The organism is Psychrobacter immobilis, from assembly GCF_904846065.1.
Classification (GTDB): domain Bacteria; phylum Pseudomonadota; class Gammaproteobacteria; order Pseudomonadales; family Moraxellaceae; genus Psychrobacter; species Psychrobacter immobilis_H.
The window spans coordinates 709767-724175 of record NZ_CAJGZV010000001.1 but is presented as its reverse complement, the minus strand read 5'-3'; the positions used below and the strand labels follow the sequence as shown (position 1 = coordinate 724175).

Sequence of the window (14409 nt, the reverse complement as noted above, 5' to 3'; positions counted from 1 at the left end):
ATGAGCGACAACTATGAGTTGGCTAACACAGTTATCCTGCGCTTGGCAAAAAACGCAGCTACAGCGTCCAGAATTGGCATCGATGTTTACCAAGCCTTTGGCTAAGCAGTGGGTAGCGATTGACTGTGAAATGACGGGACTCAATCCAAAAAATCACCATTTACTGTCTGTCGCCGCGATTCATATCAATGACAATACAATCGACACTGGCAATGGCATGCATATCGTATGCAGACCACCTGTGATGCCAGACCGTGACACCATTGTGATTCACGGTCTACGTACTGCCGACGTTGAGCATGGTATGAGCTACGATGAGATGCTGGCGCTGTTGTTGCCATTTATAGGCAATCGCCCGATTGTGGGATTTTGTACGAGTTTAGACACAGCGTTTTTAAACCCTCTGGTCAAACGCTATATGGGCACAGCGCTGCCCAACGAAATCATAGATTTGCGCCATTTATATAGTCGGCGCAGGAGTGGTCAAACCCAAGGACTATCTAGCCAAGCGCAGCATCTGACCAATATTTTAGCGCATTATAATATACCCGAGCTAGGCGCCCATGATGCTTATAACGATGCGATCATGACTGCCATGGCATTTTTACATGTGCGCTAGCGTGCGTCCGTAGTTTGAACATTCAGATAAAAACAGGTTTTCAACCACGCCTACCATCTACGCGAAAACGGCAACTCATGTTACCATAGGCTGTTTTTGCTACCTGATGAAAGATGCTCATGCGACCCACCTCTAAACTCCGTCATTCCTCTGCTTTTACTGCCAAATTACTTCCTTTTTCTCGTTATCTGCGACTGTCGAAGCCGCCTGCTAAATACGTACCTATCATGGCGTTATTAGCAACGGCGACACTATTGCCCATCCATGCACAAGCAGCACTACCAAAAGCCATCGAAGCAGCATTATCACGAGCCGATTTAACAGAAGCTGATATTAGTATTATCGTCACACCAGTCGGTGATAAAAATGCCAGTCACCTGCCCGCTCCCATTCAGGTTATTGATAGCAGCAGCACGCACCGCTCACCTAAACCCGCTCTTCAGCCAAAACCGACTGCCAATATAAATGCTAATATAAAAAGTAACTCTCAAAAAACCACGCAAAATAATAATAACAAAGCCAGTAATAACCATGTGCGCCAACAGAGTACGCTGATTACTATTGAGCAGCGTACCATTGAAAAGCATGAGAAAAAACTGCATGCTTACACCGATGACCCTTACACTTATCAAAGCTTAGAAAGCATCCCGACGATATTGGGTGATAAGGCAAAAACAGCTGTCATTAGCAACAATGCTAATAACAATAAAACTGATGACATCAGTACTGATAACCCCTCCATAAAAATTTCATTTTCGCCGTTGCTGAACCATCAAGCCGATATCGCTCGCACGCCTGCCAGCACCATGAAACTCGTTCCCAGCTTTATTGCTTTAGACACCCTAGGCGCTGATTTTGTCTGGCATACCCGTGTCTATCATACAGGCCTTGTCATCGGCGACCGTCTGCATGGCGATTTGATTATCCAAGGCAGCGGCGATCCAAAAATGACCCACGAGCGTTTAAAACAGCTCCTTTATAAAGTACAGTCGTCCGGTATCCGTCATATCGACGGTGATATTATCATTGACAGTGGCGTCTTTAAAAATGTCAGTAAAGACCCTGCTGCCTTTGATAACTCGCCACTGCGTCCTTATAACGCCAGTCCCGATGGTTTTTTGGTGAATTTTAGTACCATCGGTATCAAAAGCTATCCGTTAAACAATGTCCAAGCAAATCTGACTTATACACCAAAATTAGCAAATTATGATTTGCCCAGCATCATAAATACACGTTCGGCGGCCTGTGGGCAAGCGCGTTATAGTCTCGCACCTGAGTGGCAAGCAAAACAATTGGTGTTAAATACTCATTTGCCAAACAGCTGCCAAGAGCATGCTTTTTATGTGGCTTATCCTGATGCCAAAGATTTTGCCGCACGCGTTATTGCCGCAAAATGGCAAGAGCTAGGCAATACGCTGAGTGGTAGTGTCATCACTCAAGAAGCACCTTACACTACAACGAAAAGCACCAAATTAACGCATGGTCTGACAGCACTTCCTATATCACCGTTGCCTATTGTCAGCTACCCATCGTTGAATTTGACGCAGCAGATTTACGATATCAATCACTTTTCAAACAATGTGATGACTGAGCAAGTGGCGTTATCGATTGGTGTTTATGACAAAGTTGATAATAAAACACTCGATAAAGCTATTAATCATTCACATAGCTTGTATCAATTTGGCAAGCCGACTGCGACGAGCTATCCTGTCGCATTACAGACTATTAATCAATGGTGGCAGACCAATCTAAGCACACCGCCGCCCTATTTGACCAATGGTTCAGGACTCTGCCGCGACTGCACCATAACAGCCGCCAACCTAAGCGAGCTATTAACTTATGCTTATAGCCATCCAAGTTTTGACGCTTACGTCAACTCGTTAGGTATCGCTGGCGTCAGTGGCACCATTACCGCTCATAGTGAACGCCTACCAGAATCAGCAGCCATTGGTCGGGCGTGGATAAAAACAGGTACCTTAAACAACGTCACCTCGATGGCAGGCTATGTCAAAGGATTGTCAGGACAGGATTATGTCGTGGTTGGACTCATCAATAGTGAGCAAGCACATAACGCTTATACAGCCAGACCCGTGCTAGATGCGATGCTTGATTGGACGGCGCAGCATTAAGTGTTTTTCACATCCTATTTTTCACCTTTATAAAGGTTCACTTATGTCACGCAAGACAACCAATCTCAATAAATCCAAGACTCATTCAGGTGGCGAGCCGCTGCCGAAAAATCATGAGTCAGCACAGCCTAGATTGGCACAATATATAGGATATTTCGCGATAGGCTATACGCTTGCCAGCGCAATATTTATGATGATTCAAACCAAGCTTGCGTTGAATTCGCAACTGGTAACGGTATTGTCTATCATTATCGGGGCTTATATCGCGGTTCGTAAATTTGTCAAACATCAGCAGCACGCATTGAATAGCGGTGAAATCAATCGCTTAATGTTTGGCGGCGTCGCGGTGGTCTGGCTACTGACTGTCATTTACTTCTTAGCCATATGGTTTTGGTTGTTTGATGCGGTAAATCGCGAAGTCCTACTGGAGATGGCCGTCCAGCAACCATTGCCATTGGTCTCATCGCTGGTGATGATATTGGTGCTGACACTGGTCAGTGCTCGCATCAGTCTTTGGGCGATCAATCGCCTGCTTGACCCTAAACGCAAAACGATGTGAGCGAGAAGACCTCAGCCGAACCTCTACAAGGTGCTACAAATTTTTCTCCCTATTAATACATAAAATCCGTTAGGCTAACTTTAATGAGTAACCTTTTGAATGATTGTGGGTGATTAACGGTTTTATATTTTAATAGGAGCATTTATCATGGACATGGTTTTTTTTGACAATATAGACAAGCTCGGACGCATCGTTTTGACGACTGTCATGGTTTATGTGTTGATCGTACTGGTGACCAAAGTCTCAGGTAAACGCTCCACCTCGCAGCTCAATAATTTTGATTGGATCGTCACCGTGATGATCGGTTCACTTGGTGCCAGTACTATTTTGCTCAAAGACATTCCTTTTGTCGAAGGAGTTTCATCGATTTTAGTACTTTATTTATTGCAGTTTTTAGTTACGAAATACGCCTCTATCTCACCGCAATTTAGCAGTTTTATTTTGTCAGAGCCGCGTATTGTTTTTTATCAGGGGCAGTTTTTGCCAGATGCCATGCGCGCTGAGCGGCTGACTCGTCAAGAGATTGAATGTGCGATGCGCTCCGAAGGCATGAATAGCTTTGATGATATTGAAGCCATCGTTTTTGAATCGGATGCCAAGCTTACTATTATTCCAAAACCTAGCCCAACTGATGCTAGCAATAATGACCAAAATACAGAAGATACTGCCTCACAAACCATACAGCCTTTGATGTAAGACCTATTGTTTATCCAAGATTAGTAAAGCATAAAAAAAGCTTCGTAGAATCTTGTTTGTTACGTTCACTTAAGCGTAAAATTTTTTTGTTACATTTTACTAATGACTAAAATTAAAGTGGTACTGGCTATGAAAGTAAGGATTTTAACCGTCGGTAATAAAATGCCTAAATGGGTACAGACGGGGTTCGATGAGTATTTTAAGCGTATCCAGCCTATGCTCAGCACAGAAATCGTGGAAATTGCTGCCGCAAAGCGTGCAAAAAACCCGTCTGATGCCAATTTGGCACAATACCGTGAGCAAGAAGGACAGGCAATATTAGCCGCTCACAATGCCTCAGGGCGTGAGCAACTATGGGTATTGGATGTCAAAGGTAAAATGATTTCCACAGAAGGACTGGCTGATAAATTAGCTGATGGCATGCAGCAAGGCGATGATATTGCACTGGTGATCGGCGGTGCAGACGGCGTATCGCCAGAAGTATTAGCCAAAGCCGATGTAAAATTGTCACTATCAGCGCTGACATTACCGCATCCGTTGGTACGTGTTGTGCTAATGGAACAATTGTATCGCGCGATGAGTATCAACAACAATCATCCTTATCATCGTGGTAATTAAGCAGTCATTAAACACTGCTATACTCTGTGCTAATATTTTTTGCCGATATTCTGTGCTGATAGTTTATGGGCAACAATATCAATGATAGAAGCGATTGAAAAATCGCGGCGCGCCCTAATAAACGCTACATGAAATATCCAAAACATGCGACACCTAACGCCCCTCATGCAATTCATCAGCCTGATGACTCGTACTCTCATTCGCCAACGCCTATTACGGCAACTGGCGTTTGGACAGATGCACCTGCTTTAGGGTCAAATGTGGCTAAGCTACCAGCGTTGTTTATCTCGCATGGCGCACCCACGCTTGCCATTGAGCAATCTGCCACGACCAGTGCACTGGCACGTATTGGGCAAAACTTACCAAAGCCACGTGCCATCCTAATTATGTCAGCGCATTGGCAATCCGCCAAACTCGAAATGAGCAGTAATCCGCAACCTAAGACTTGGCACGATTTTTCAGGTTTTCCACCTGAGCTATATGAGCTTCAATACCCTGCATCTGGTCAGCCAGCACTTGCTGAATCCCTTGCCCAGCAGCTCACTGCACGCGGTATTACTTGTAGTGTTAATCCGGTGCGGGCTTGCGATCATGGGGTGTGGGCACCGCTCAGGCACTTATATCCAGAGGCTGAGATACCTATCGTACAGGTTTCTCTACCGCAGCATTATGACAGTATCGCCTGTTATCAATTGGGTGCGCAGCTAGCGCGCCTACGTGAAGAGCAAATACTGATCATTGGTTCAGGTAACATTACCCATAATCTGCAAGCATTACGCTGGCAAGCAGATAGTGTTGACCAAACGGCTAAAGCATTTAAGCAATGGCTGCTACAACAGCTCAAAACAGACATTCCTAGTGCTTTAGATTGGCAGCAATATCCTGACTATAAAGATATTCATCCGAGTGACGAGCATCTGTTGCCATTGTTTTTTGCCCTGGGTACAGGTCAGCGTGTCTCAGTTGTCCATCAAAGCATGGCGCATCATAGCTTGGGCATGGATATCTATCGCTTTGATTAAATAGTACTTATCTAATCAAAGCGTTCAAATCTACTTCTCAAAGGCTGCCTTGGTAAACAACCCTGCTCGTTCCATCTCCCCTGCCACACTGAATAATGTCGCTTCATCATTCATACGCCCAATCAGCTGCATCCCAATTGGCAAACCTTTTTTACTCATTCCTACCGGTAATGACATCGCTGGCAATCCCGTGATATTACCCAGTAGTGTAAAGGCCATTTTGCCCAGTACAGGCTGACTAAGCTTTTCGATCATACCTGAGCTAAAGGCATACTTACCCATATCGATGCCCTTATTGAGCAATCCTGCGCTACGCATGAGCATTTCATCCATAACACTTGGTGGCAATACACCATGCTTAACTGAAGGTGTCGGCACGGTCGGACATAAAATCATATCATAGGTTTCAAGTAGCAAGCCAGTTTGATACTGACTGTGATGCCAACCATGCTTAGCATGCGCCAAATCAACGGCTGATAATGAGCGACCCAGCAATGCCATATTGTAGGTTTGTGGCTCTAGGTTTTTGATATGTTCTGCCCCAAAGTCACGCTCAATATTATCAATGGTAAAAGCGGTATGGGTGCAGACCACCACCATAAAGTCATGCCAAAACTGCTCGATATTGATATTCGGCTCAGCGGGTATGACGCGATGACCCATGGCTTCTAGCTGCTTAGCCGTTTGCTCTAATACGGCTAACACTTCTTTATCCACCACAGTATTGGCAATCAATGGCTGTTGATGCAAGGCAATGGTTAATTGCCTTGGTGCGCGCATCGCAGCTTGCAAAAATGTGCCATCAGGTGGCGCGATGACATAAGGCGCACCAATCTCTGCGCCATTTGTAGCGTCGAGCATCGCGGCACTGTCACGTACGCTGCGGGTAATCACGTGATCTGCGACTGCACCTTCCCAGCCTTCCCCGAATTTAGGGCCTATCGGGTTACGACCACGGCTGGGTTTGAGTCCAAACGCGCCGCACCAAGCAGCAGGGAAGCGTATCGAGCCACCACCATCACCCGCGCCCGCCATCGGTACGATACCGCTCGCTACTGATGCTGCACTACCGCCCGATGAACCGCCAGAGCTGTAACCTTTTTTGAAAGGGTTATGAGTCGCACCATGGGCTTTTGGTTCAGTGGTAATGATTAAACCAAATTCTGGCGTATTGGTCTTGCCAAAGGTATTCACACCTGTGGCTTTCATTCGCTTGACGATTTCACTGTCGCTCTCAGAGATGATATTAACACTACGACTGCCCATCGTGATTGGCTCATCGGCAAAGCTAAATGACAAATCTTTGAGCAGATAAGGCACACTATTGAATATACCTGAGGGTAATCCCGCCTGTGCAGCATGATAAGCACGGTCATCAAAACGATGGATGATGGCGTTTAATTTGGGATTGAGTGTATTGGCTTGATAGACGGCAGCATCTAACAACTCTTTAGCGCTGACTTCACCTGCATTGACCAATGCCGCCAATGCTATGGCATCATATTGGGTATATTCTTTAAACATAGTAGCGTCCTTGCTGAGTAATAAACCTAAAATTTCTGAAAATTGAGTGATATTTATGCTATCAACAAAGGTCAGTTTAGTATAAAAAACGAGTGCTGATAATTGATAAAAAAACTGATTGGTCATTCAGACATGAGCGTTATCATATTTTTCCGATAAAAAAGACGAACCACTTCTGTGACTCGTCTTTTTTATTGTCTAATAAAGTCTAAACGCTACATTAATAGCTCACGCTTACCGCTTTTGCCCATTGAGCTGACCAACCCCGCGTCCTCCATGGAATCTACGATACGTGCGGCACGGTTATAGCCGATGCTAAATTTACGCTGGATACTAGAAGCAGAAACTTTTCGCGTCTCCATAATAAAGGCCACAGCATCGTTATAAAGATCGTCATCCTCACCAGATGCATTCGCCGTACTACCACCGCCACTAGGACTAGACAGTTCAAAGTTGCCTGCCATATTATCAATATAATCAGGCGCACCGCGTTCGCGCCACGCGTCACAAACACGGTTGACCTCTTCATCGCTGACATAGGCACCATGCACACGATCTGGCTCAATTTGCCCAGGTCCTAGAAAGAGCATATCACCATTACCCAGCATGTCTTCGGCACCGCCACTGTCCAGAATCGTCCGCGAATCTACTTTTGAGTTCACTCGTAGTGCCGCCCGCACAGGAATATTGGCTTTAATCAAGCCAGTAATTACATCGACCGATGGACGCTGGGTAGCCAGCATTAAATGAATCCCTGCTGCGCGTGATTTTTGTGCAAGACGGGTGATAAGCTCTTCGGCTTGTTTACCAACCTGCATAATCATATCGGCAAACTCATCCGCGACAATGACAATCATCGGCAAGGTTTTTAGCTTCGGTGCTTGGCTGATACTCATGCTGTCATTAGGTCGCCACAAAGGATCAAGCATCGGATTGCCCGATTTTTCAGCAGCAATGACTTTTTTATTAAACTCATTAAGCTTACGCACTTTGAGCAAACTCATCAGTTGATAGCGACGTTCCATCTCTGCCACGCACCATGACAAAGCACTGGCCGCTTCAGTCATATCGGTGACGACTGGTGTTAATAGATGCGGGATATCATTATAGTTGGCAAGCTCAAGCTGCTTTGGATCAATCAAAATGAGACGCAGCTCATTTGGCGTATATTTGAGTAGCATCGATAATAGCATCGAGTTGACCAATACCGATTTACCCGAACCTGTAGTACCAGCAACCAACATATGCGGCGCGCGTGCAAGGTCAGTAATGATGGCATTACCACCGATATCCTTACCCATCGCCATGCTGATTTGAGCTTTGGGATCTTGGAATTTTTCGGTATTCAGTAGCTCAATCAAACGTACCATTTCGCGCTGCTTATTGGGTACTTCGATACCGATATACGGCTTACCCGGAATCACTTCAACCACACGCAAAGACGCCATCGATAACGAGCGCGCCAAATCACGTGAAATACCGGTAACCTTACTGGCTTTTACACCAGCAGCAAGCTCGACTTCAAAGCGGGTGACAACAGGACCCGGAATGGCGTTGACCACATTCGCCTTTACATTAAATTCTTGTAACTTAATCTCTAGTAACTCTGATAATTGCTCAAGCTCGGCGACGGTATAACTGGGCTTACGATCAGGGTCTGGCTTATCCAAAATAGAAATCTCTGGAATAGGCGTTAGGCTACTACGATAGGCAGCCGTTTGCATCGAACGTGATTTTTGACTGAAGGCGGCATCATCACTAATATCTGGCATAACGGGCGCATTGACATCCTCAGCGCTATCATCCTCTGGCATCATGTCAGTGATATGATTGCTACTATCGCCCTCAGGTACCGCAAAACTTACCGTTGGTTTAGGCGCAACCATTGGTTCAATAGCTGATGCTGTGACGCGGGTTTCTACTACCGTAGGCGGCAGTTTAGGATTAGACGGTGGCGTATTGGTCGGCGTCATATCAGCAACTGGTTCAACCACGTCTACTGCTTTGGCGATACTCGCTTCATTAGGTACAGAAGAAGGCTCGAAATCGTCTGACAGTTCAGGCTCTTCATCAACCCATCTATCAGTAAAGTCGTTCATTTCGCTATTAGATGAGTCTGTCTCAGGCGCTGTGACTACTGCTTTGGGCAGCTCGCCCATATCGTCTACTTGTACTGTTCCTGCAGGTTGCCCTATTTCTGTAGGCTGCATGACTGTAGATGTTGAGACATCAGCATGCTCTGCCAACCATGCATCGGCCAGTATATCAACGGCCTCCACGTTATCCTCTAACTCGAACGATTTAGGCTCATTATCCGTTTCGTCAGCCGTCTCACCGTATACCAGCTCATTTATTGATGGCTGAGCTGTTGACGGCAAGTTCTCTGTTGATTGAGCTTCGGACATCTCTACGGCTGATATCGCTGTAGAGTCTGGTACCACAGTCTCTAACGACTCAGTATTGCTATCAGCAGATACAAAAGTAGTAGCAGCTGAATCAGAAGTGTTCATATTATTAGCGTGATAAGCCATTTGCTCGCTAGCTAACAAGTCATCGACAGTATTGGCGTCATTCCAAGCAAAGCTTGGCTCGACTTTACGGATAGTAGTCATGGCAGGACTTGACGGCGTCGATGTATTCGTATGACTTGCTAGATTTTGAACAGTATTGCTAGGTGTCTCTACTGAGACAGGAACAGGTTCACTATTCTCACGACTAGATTTAGCAGCTGAATTAGGCATCGCCGCTTGTGTTGCGGCAACTACAGAAGCTTTAACGCTCTCAGCCAACCCTGACGTTGCCAAAAACTCTGACAACACATTGCTGAACCGACCACTGTTGTCTACGGCTTGAGCATTGCCAGCAACTTGTAACTCAAATGGCAGCTGCTCGTGATCGGCTGCGTCTTTTTTCGCGTTACTGTTGGCTATGTTTTCATCATTTTGCTTGGCATTGATATTTTCTGGCGTGGTTGACACGCTATCGTGCATCCTACCCTGATGCTTCACCCCTGAGCCCAGCCACGATAGCGCCTTAACCTTCTCATAAATCGCTAGCCAATGAATATTAAAAGCAAAAGTCGCGGTAATAATGACGAATGCCGTCAAGAAAATCACACTCCCCCACTGCGATAAAAGCTGTGCCAAACGCGCCTGTAATTCAAACCCAATAATGCCACCAGCCACGCTTTCCAGCCCTAGCGTTCCTGGATTGGTCAATTGCTGTACTAACGCCACCAATTGTGCAAACAACGCACTGGCACTTAATAATAAAAACACATAAGCAACCACTCGCATCAGCCAAAACGTTGGCTTGTTGTCCCACCAAATAAGGATAGACTCATAAACCACAAACGCCAGCAGCCACCATGCACCAAAACCAAAGAAGCTATAAAGCAAGTCAGATAACCAAGCACCCGATTCGCCGCCTACATTATTAATCGTGGTCATATCGCTACTGATATGCGACCAACTGGGATCGTTACTGGTATATGTCATCAAAATGACAAATAGATAGACGGCCAGTATTAACCCAAGGAGGGTAAATATTCCCTTTTTTAAATACTCAATAAGCGGTGCTGATATCACGTAAGATCTGCCTTGTTATTAATACTAAATGGTTGCCAATACATGACTAAGCCTAATCATGCTGACATAAAGCGCTGATAAAGGGTTGGATATAAAGTGCTGATACAGACGCACTTAGCGAAGTGTACAGAAAACATTGTCTATTATAAAAGCGATATACAACAGCCTTCTTTTTGCCTTTGGTACACTTGGCATAACTTCTTATAATAACAAATACATAGGGATAGTGGCGACCGTCTTACAAAGAAAGCGTGCAATAAAATCAGTCTGTATACGGTTTAGATAAAAATCATACGGTTTAAACAAAAACTTATGTCACTCGCAAAATATAACGAACAGAACAAGGACAGTCATATTAGGTAAGCCCTATAAAATACCAGCGGTTTCTAACCATAGTATTTCAAGAAAAATATACTTTGATTGTAATCATACCTGTGTTTGTTTTAGCAAACTTGTACTTTTCGTCCAATGCCCTTATGTTATTATCACGCAGCGATTAGAAAATCCCATTAGCATCAATTTTGAAGACTGTTTTTTATTATATTGCTCACTCGTATCTTTAACATCTATATTTAGCAAGGAATAACTCATGGCAACTGACAATACTGCTCCACGTCACGAAAAACTCATTATCCTAGGCTCAGGCCCTGCTGGTTATGCAGCGGCTGTGTATGCAGCACGTGCCAACCTCAAACCTGTCATGGTCACGGGCATGGAAGTAGGTGGACAGTTAACCACCACCACTGAAGTCGATAACTGGCCGGGCGATGCGCATGACTTAACAGGTCCTGCATTGATGGATCGCATGAAAGCCCATGCCGAGCGCTTTGGTACTGAATTGGTTTATGACCATATCAATGAAGTCAATTTAAACGTGCGACCTTTTGAGCTGACGGGTAATAATGGTAGCTACACTTGTGATGCGCTTATTATCTCGACTGGTGCATCAGCACAATATTTAGGACTGGAATCAGAAACCAAATTCCGTGGCCTAGGCGTATCAGCGTGTGCAACTTGTGATGGTTTCTTTTATAAAGACCAAAAAGTTGCCGTCATCGGTGGTGGTAATACTGCTGTTGAAGAAGCCCTATATTTATCAAATATCGCTGCTGAAGTGACCTTGGTGCATCGCCGTGATAGCTTACGCTCTGAAAAAATCCTCCAAGATAAACTGTTTGAAAAAGTCAAAAACGGTAATATTAAAATCGAGTGGAATCATAAAGTCAAAGAAGTCGTCGGCGATGACATGGGCGTCAATGGCGTAATCATCGAATCTATGATTGATGGCAGCACCAAACAGTTAGACGTGTTTGGCATGTTTGTCGCGATTGGTCATAAGCCGAATACAGACTTATTTAAAGGTCAGCTGGATATGAAAGACGGCTATCTTATTGTCAAAAGCGGCTTAGACGGCAATGCCACACAAACCAGCATCGAAGGTGTATTTGCCGCAGGTGATGTCGCAGACCATGTCTATCGTCAAGCAATTACTTCTGCTGGTACGGGTTGTATGGCCGCGCTAGATGCTGAAAAATACTTGGATGCGATTGGCGAAGCCACAGCCGCTGACCATACTTATGCGTCAACATTGACTGCTGATAAAGAAGCCTAAATGGGTAATTTCTCTCAATACAACAATGAGCACATCACGCCTGAGACCTTAAAAAGTCTTGGGCGTTATGACTTTCCTGACCCTTTAACGGTTGATCCTGACGGCATTGGCATCGTCGCTGTCGGAGGAGATTTGGCAGCCGAAACATTGATTTCTGCTTACGCGCAGGGATTGTTTCCGTGGTTTAATGACGATGAACCTATCGCGTGGTGGTGTCCAGAGCCGCGCTGTATTATGCTGCCCACTGACTATAAGCCCAGTAAATCGCTGCGCAAGCAAGCGGGTCGCAGTCGTTGGCAATTGACCCTGAATCAAGCGTTCGATGACGTTATTCATGCTTGTAGTTTACCGCGTAGCGACGGTAACAATGACACGCTGCCCGAGGGCGAACATACTTGGATTCATAGCGAGATGATTGACGCTTATACCGAGCTGCATGCTCAAGGGTTTGCGCATAGCATTGAAGTTTGGGATGATCAGCAGCAGTTGATTGGTGGTTTATATGGCTTAAAGATAGGCGGTATTTATTTTGGTGAATCGATGTTTCATGTCGCATCGAACGCGTCAAAGCTCGCCTTTTGGGGCTTGATGCGTTTATGTGCCCAAAGCAAAGTCGAATTGGTAGACTGTCAGTTACCAAATGAGCATTTGATGAGCTTGGGTGCAACCACGCTACCACGTGCTGACTTTTTGACTCAATTAGATCTCTTAACGGCTAATAGCACTGTCAAATGGCAAAATAACTCTCACAAACCACTCGCCGTATCGTTACTTGATACCATAGAACCTTGGCAGCTTAGATTAAAATAAATACGATGGCGAAGTGATTGATGGCTTATGCCTGTTTGTTAATCGCTACTTTATTAACTCGTACCTTATCAACTGCTACCTACCGACGAGGTTATCATGGCACCCGACACATCGTTCTTACTGATTGGAACACTGGCAACAAAAGCTCAAACAACCAAAGATACCGTTCGTCATTATGACCAACTGGGCTTGCTAAAATCTCGTAAGCGTCAGGCAGGCTCCCGTTTATATACCGAGTTTCATCCAGAATGTATCGAACGTATTGAGCTAATCAAAAGTGCGCAAGCGATTGGCTTTACACTCACTGAAATCAGAGACAGCTTGAATGATTATTACGATGGTCAATTGGATGTTGATTTACAACTGGTGCTTACTCAGCAAAAATTGGCGCAAATACAAAAACAGCAAGCCAATATCAGCCTCATGGTAGAGCTATTAAGCGAACGTATCGATGTTCTTGAGCGTATGAAAGTAGATAATGACTATAAACTCAATATTGAAATCTGCAAAAAGAAAATACCCACTCAATAATAATAAAAGTGCCGACCCATCTACTATTTTATGGGCTTATATGGTTCTATTCGATGCCATTCATTATTCTCGGACGTACAGGCGCTGCATAATCAGGGCATCAATAGCTGGTTGATGTGGAGTTTGGTAATACCCTTTACGCTTATGAATTAGAGCAAGTTCTTGCTGCTCATATAAGGCTATCGCAGGCGTATTATCTGCGCGCACCTCTAATAAAAGGCTCTCCACCTGATGCTTTCTCAATTCTGTATTCAATCTGGCAAAAATTTGTGAGGCAATACCTTGACGTTGATAATCAGGATGAGTGCCAATACGTAAAATCTCCGCTTGTTCAAAAATCACTTGATATAAACAATAGCCTGTCACAGTATTATTAATAATAATATTGTCTTTTTGCTCATAAACGATCAGCAGATGCATGCTATCTTGTTTGAGTGATTCCACCAATGTCTGATAGCCCCAAGCATCTTGCGGTTGAACGATGGCTTCAATATCCGCTACTGCTTGCAGCACTTGCTCAAAATCTGCACTATGGGTTGATAAAACCTTTATCATCAACATTATGTATCCTTTTACTATTATTTATACAAACCCAAATACAATAGCACTTACTGTATTTCAAATATTTGTCATTATAATATTGATTATGCCGTTATCTGTTTTGTAGCCAAAAAAAAGCCACCCTTAAACAAGGATGGCTTT

The 14409-nt window shown here is 44.7% G+C and carries 12 protein-coding genes; 9 read left to right on the top strand and 3 right to left on the bottom strand.

Annotated features, from left to right (window positions below):
* The first annotated feature begins 13 nt into the window (after positions 1–13).
* The 6 genes from JMW64_RS03075 to JMW64_RS03050 all read left to right on the top strand — a co-directional run bounded on the left by JMW64_RS03075 (position 14) and on the right by JMW64_RS03050 (position 5643).
* Positions 14–619, top strand: a complete 606-nt coding sequence (locus JMW64_RS03075) for a 3'-5' exonuclease (RefSeq protein WP_201553060.1) — start codon at positions 14–16, stop codon at positions 617–619.
* Between the two features lie 119 nt (positions 620–738).
* Positions 739–2748, top strand: coding sequence for a D-alanyl-D-alanine carboxypeptidase/D-alanyl-D-alanine endopeptidase (gene dacB, locus JMW64_RS03070; RefSeq protein ID WP_227676004.1), 2010 nt, complete (start codon positions 739–741; stop codon positions 2746–2748).
* A 43-nt stretch (positions 2749–2791) separates the two neighbouring features.
* The gene (locus JMW64_RS03065) at positions 2792–3307 is read left to right on the top strand and encodes an ABZJ_00895 family protein (RefSeq protein WP_201553057.1); all 516 of its coding nucleotides are present in this window, start codon (positions 2792–2794) and stop codon (positions 3305–3307) included.
* 147 nt (positions 3308–3454) lie between these two features.
* Positions 3455–4003: a DUF421 domain-containing protein gene (locus tag JMW64_RS03060; RefSeq protein WP_201553054.1), complete on the top strand. Its 549-nt coding sequence runs from the start codon at positions 3455–3457 to the stop codon at positions 4001–4003.
* Positions 4004–4132: 129 nt separating this feature from the next.
* Positions 4133–4621 (top strand): 23S rRNA (pseudouridine(1915)-N(3))-methyltransferase RlmH, encoded by a 489-nt coding sequence (gene rlmH, locus JMW64_RS03055; protein ID WP_045447690.1) that lies wholly within the window; start codon positions 4133–4135, stop codon positions 4619–4621.
* 128 nt (positions 4622–4749) lie between these two features.
* Entirely contained in the window at positions 4750–5643 is an 894-nt protein-coding gene (locus tag JMW64_RS03050; RefSeq protein WP_201553051.1) for a DODA-type extradiol aromatic ring-opening family dioxygenase, read from the top strand.
* 30 nt (positions 5644–5673) lie between these two features.
* Here JMW64_RS03050 and JMW64_RS03045 read toward each other — a convergent pair whose 3' ends face one another.
* Both JMW64_RS03045 and JMW64_RS03040 read right to left on the bottom strand, forming a co-directional pair.
* On the bottom strand, positions 5674–7167 hold the full coding sequence (locus tag JMW64_RS03045; protein ID WP_201553048.1) for an amidase: 1494 nt from the start codon (positions 7165–7167) through the stop codon (positions 5674–5676).
* Between the two features lie 215 nt (positions 7168–7382).
* On the bottom strand, positions 7383–10754 hold the full coding sequence (locus tag JMW64_RS03040) for a DNA translocase FtsK 4TM domain-containing protein (protein WP_201553045.1): 3372 nt from the start codon (positions 10752–10754) through the stop codon (positions 7383–7385).
* 589 nt (positions 10755–11343) lie between these two features.
* On the opposite strand from JMW64_RS03040, the gene trxB reads away from it, so the two are divergent.
* The 3 genes from trxB to JMW64_RS03025 all read left to right on the top strand — a co-directional run bounded on the left by trxB (position 11344) and on the right by JMW64_RS03025 (position 13707).
* The gene (gene trxB / locus JMW64_RS03035; protein WP_045456114.1) at positions 11344–12366 is read left to right on the top strand and encodes a thioredoxin-disulfide reductase; all 1023 of its coding nucleotides are present in this window, start codon (positions 11344–11346) and stop codon (positions 12364–12366) included.
* Positions 12367–13176: a leucyl/phenylalanyl-tRNA--protein transferase gene (gene aat, locus JMW64_RS03030; RefSeq protein WP_201553029.1), complete on the top strand. Its 810-nt coding sequence runs from the start codon at positions 12367–12369 to the stop codon at positions 13174–13176.
* A 96-nt stretch (positions 13177–13272) separates the two neighbouring features.
* Positions 13273–13707 carry a MerR family transcriptional regulator gene (locus JMW64_RS03025; protein WP_201552999.1) on the top strand — a complete coding sequence of 145 codons (435 nt, stop codon included), beginning with the start codon at positions 13273–13275 and terminating at the stop codon, positions 13705–13707.
* A gap of 63 nt (positions 13708–13770) precedes the next feature.
* Here JMW64_RS03025 and rimI read toward each other — a convergent pair whose 3' ends face one another.
* Positions 13771–14268 carry a ribosomal protein S18-alanine N-acetyltransferase gene (rimI, locus tag JMW64_RS03020; RefSeq protein WP_201552996.1) on the bottom strand — a complete coding sequence of 166 codons (498 nt, stop codon included), beginning with the start codon at positions 14266–14268 and terminating at the stop codon, positions 13771–13773.
* Between the last annotated feature and the right edge of the window lie 141 nt (positions 14269–14409).

What these genes read in the sequence shown, in the direction of transcription:
- JMW64_RS03045 (WP_201553048.1), bottom strand. Translation starts at nt 7,167, where the DNA reads ATGTTTAAAGAATATACCCAATATGATGCCATAGCATTGGCGGCATTG.
- rimI (WP_201552996.1), bottom strand. Translation starts at nt 14,268, where the DNA reads ATGTTGATGATAAAGGTTTTATCAACCCATAGTGCAGATTTTGAGCAA.
- dacB (WP_227676004.1), top strand. Translation starts at nt 739, where the DNA reads ATGCGACCCACCTCTAAACTCCGTCATTCCTCTGCTTTTACTGCCAAA.
- rlmH (WP_045447690.1), top strand. Translation starts at nt 4,133, where the DNA reads ATGAAAGTAAGGATTTTAACCGTCGGTAATAAAATGCCTAAATGGGTA.
- JMW64_RS03065 (WP_201553057.1), top strand. Translation starts at nt 2,792, where the DNA reads ATGTCACGCAAGACAACCAATCTCAATAAATCCAAGACTCATTCAGGT.
- trxB (WP_045456114.1), top strand. Translation starts at nt 11,344, where the DNA reads ATGGCAACTGACAATACTGCTCCACGTCACGAAAAACTCATTATCCTA.
- JMW64_RS03075 (WP_201553060.1), top strand. Translation starts at nt 14, where the DNA reads ATGAGTTGGCTAACACAGTTATCCTGCGCTTGGCAAAAAACGCAGCTA.
- JMW64_RS03050 (WP_201553051.1), top strand. Translation starts at nt 4,750, where the DNA reads ATGAAATATCCAAAACATGCGACACCTAACGCCCCTCATGCAATTCAT.
- JMW64_RS03060 (WP_201553054.1), top strand. Translation starts at nt 3,455, where the DNA reads ATGGACATGGTTTTTTTTGACAATATAGACAAGCTCGGACGCATCGTT.
- JMW64_RS03025 (WP_201552999.1), top strand. Translation starts at nt 13,273, where the DNA reads ATGGCACCCGACACATCGTTCTTACTGATTGGAACACTGGCAACAAAA.
- aat (WP_201553029.1), top strand. Translation starts at nt 12,367, where the DNA reads ATGGGTAATTTCTCTCAATACAACAATGAGCACATCACGCCTGAGACC.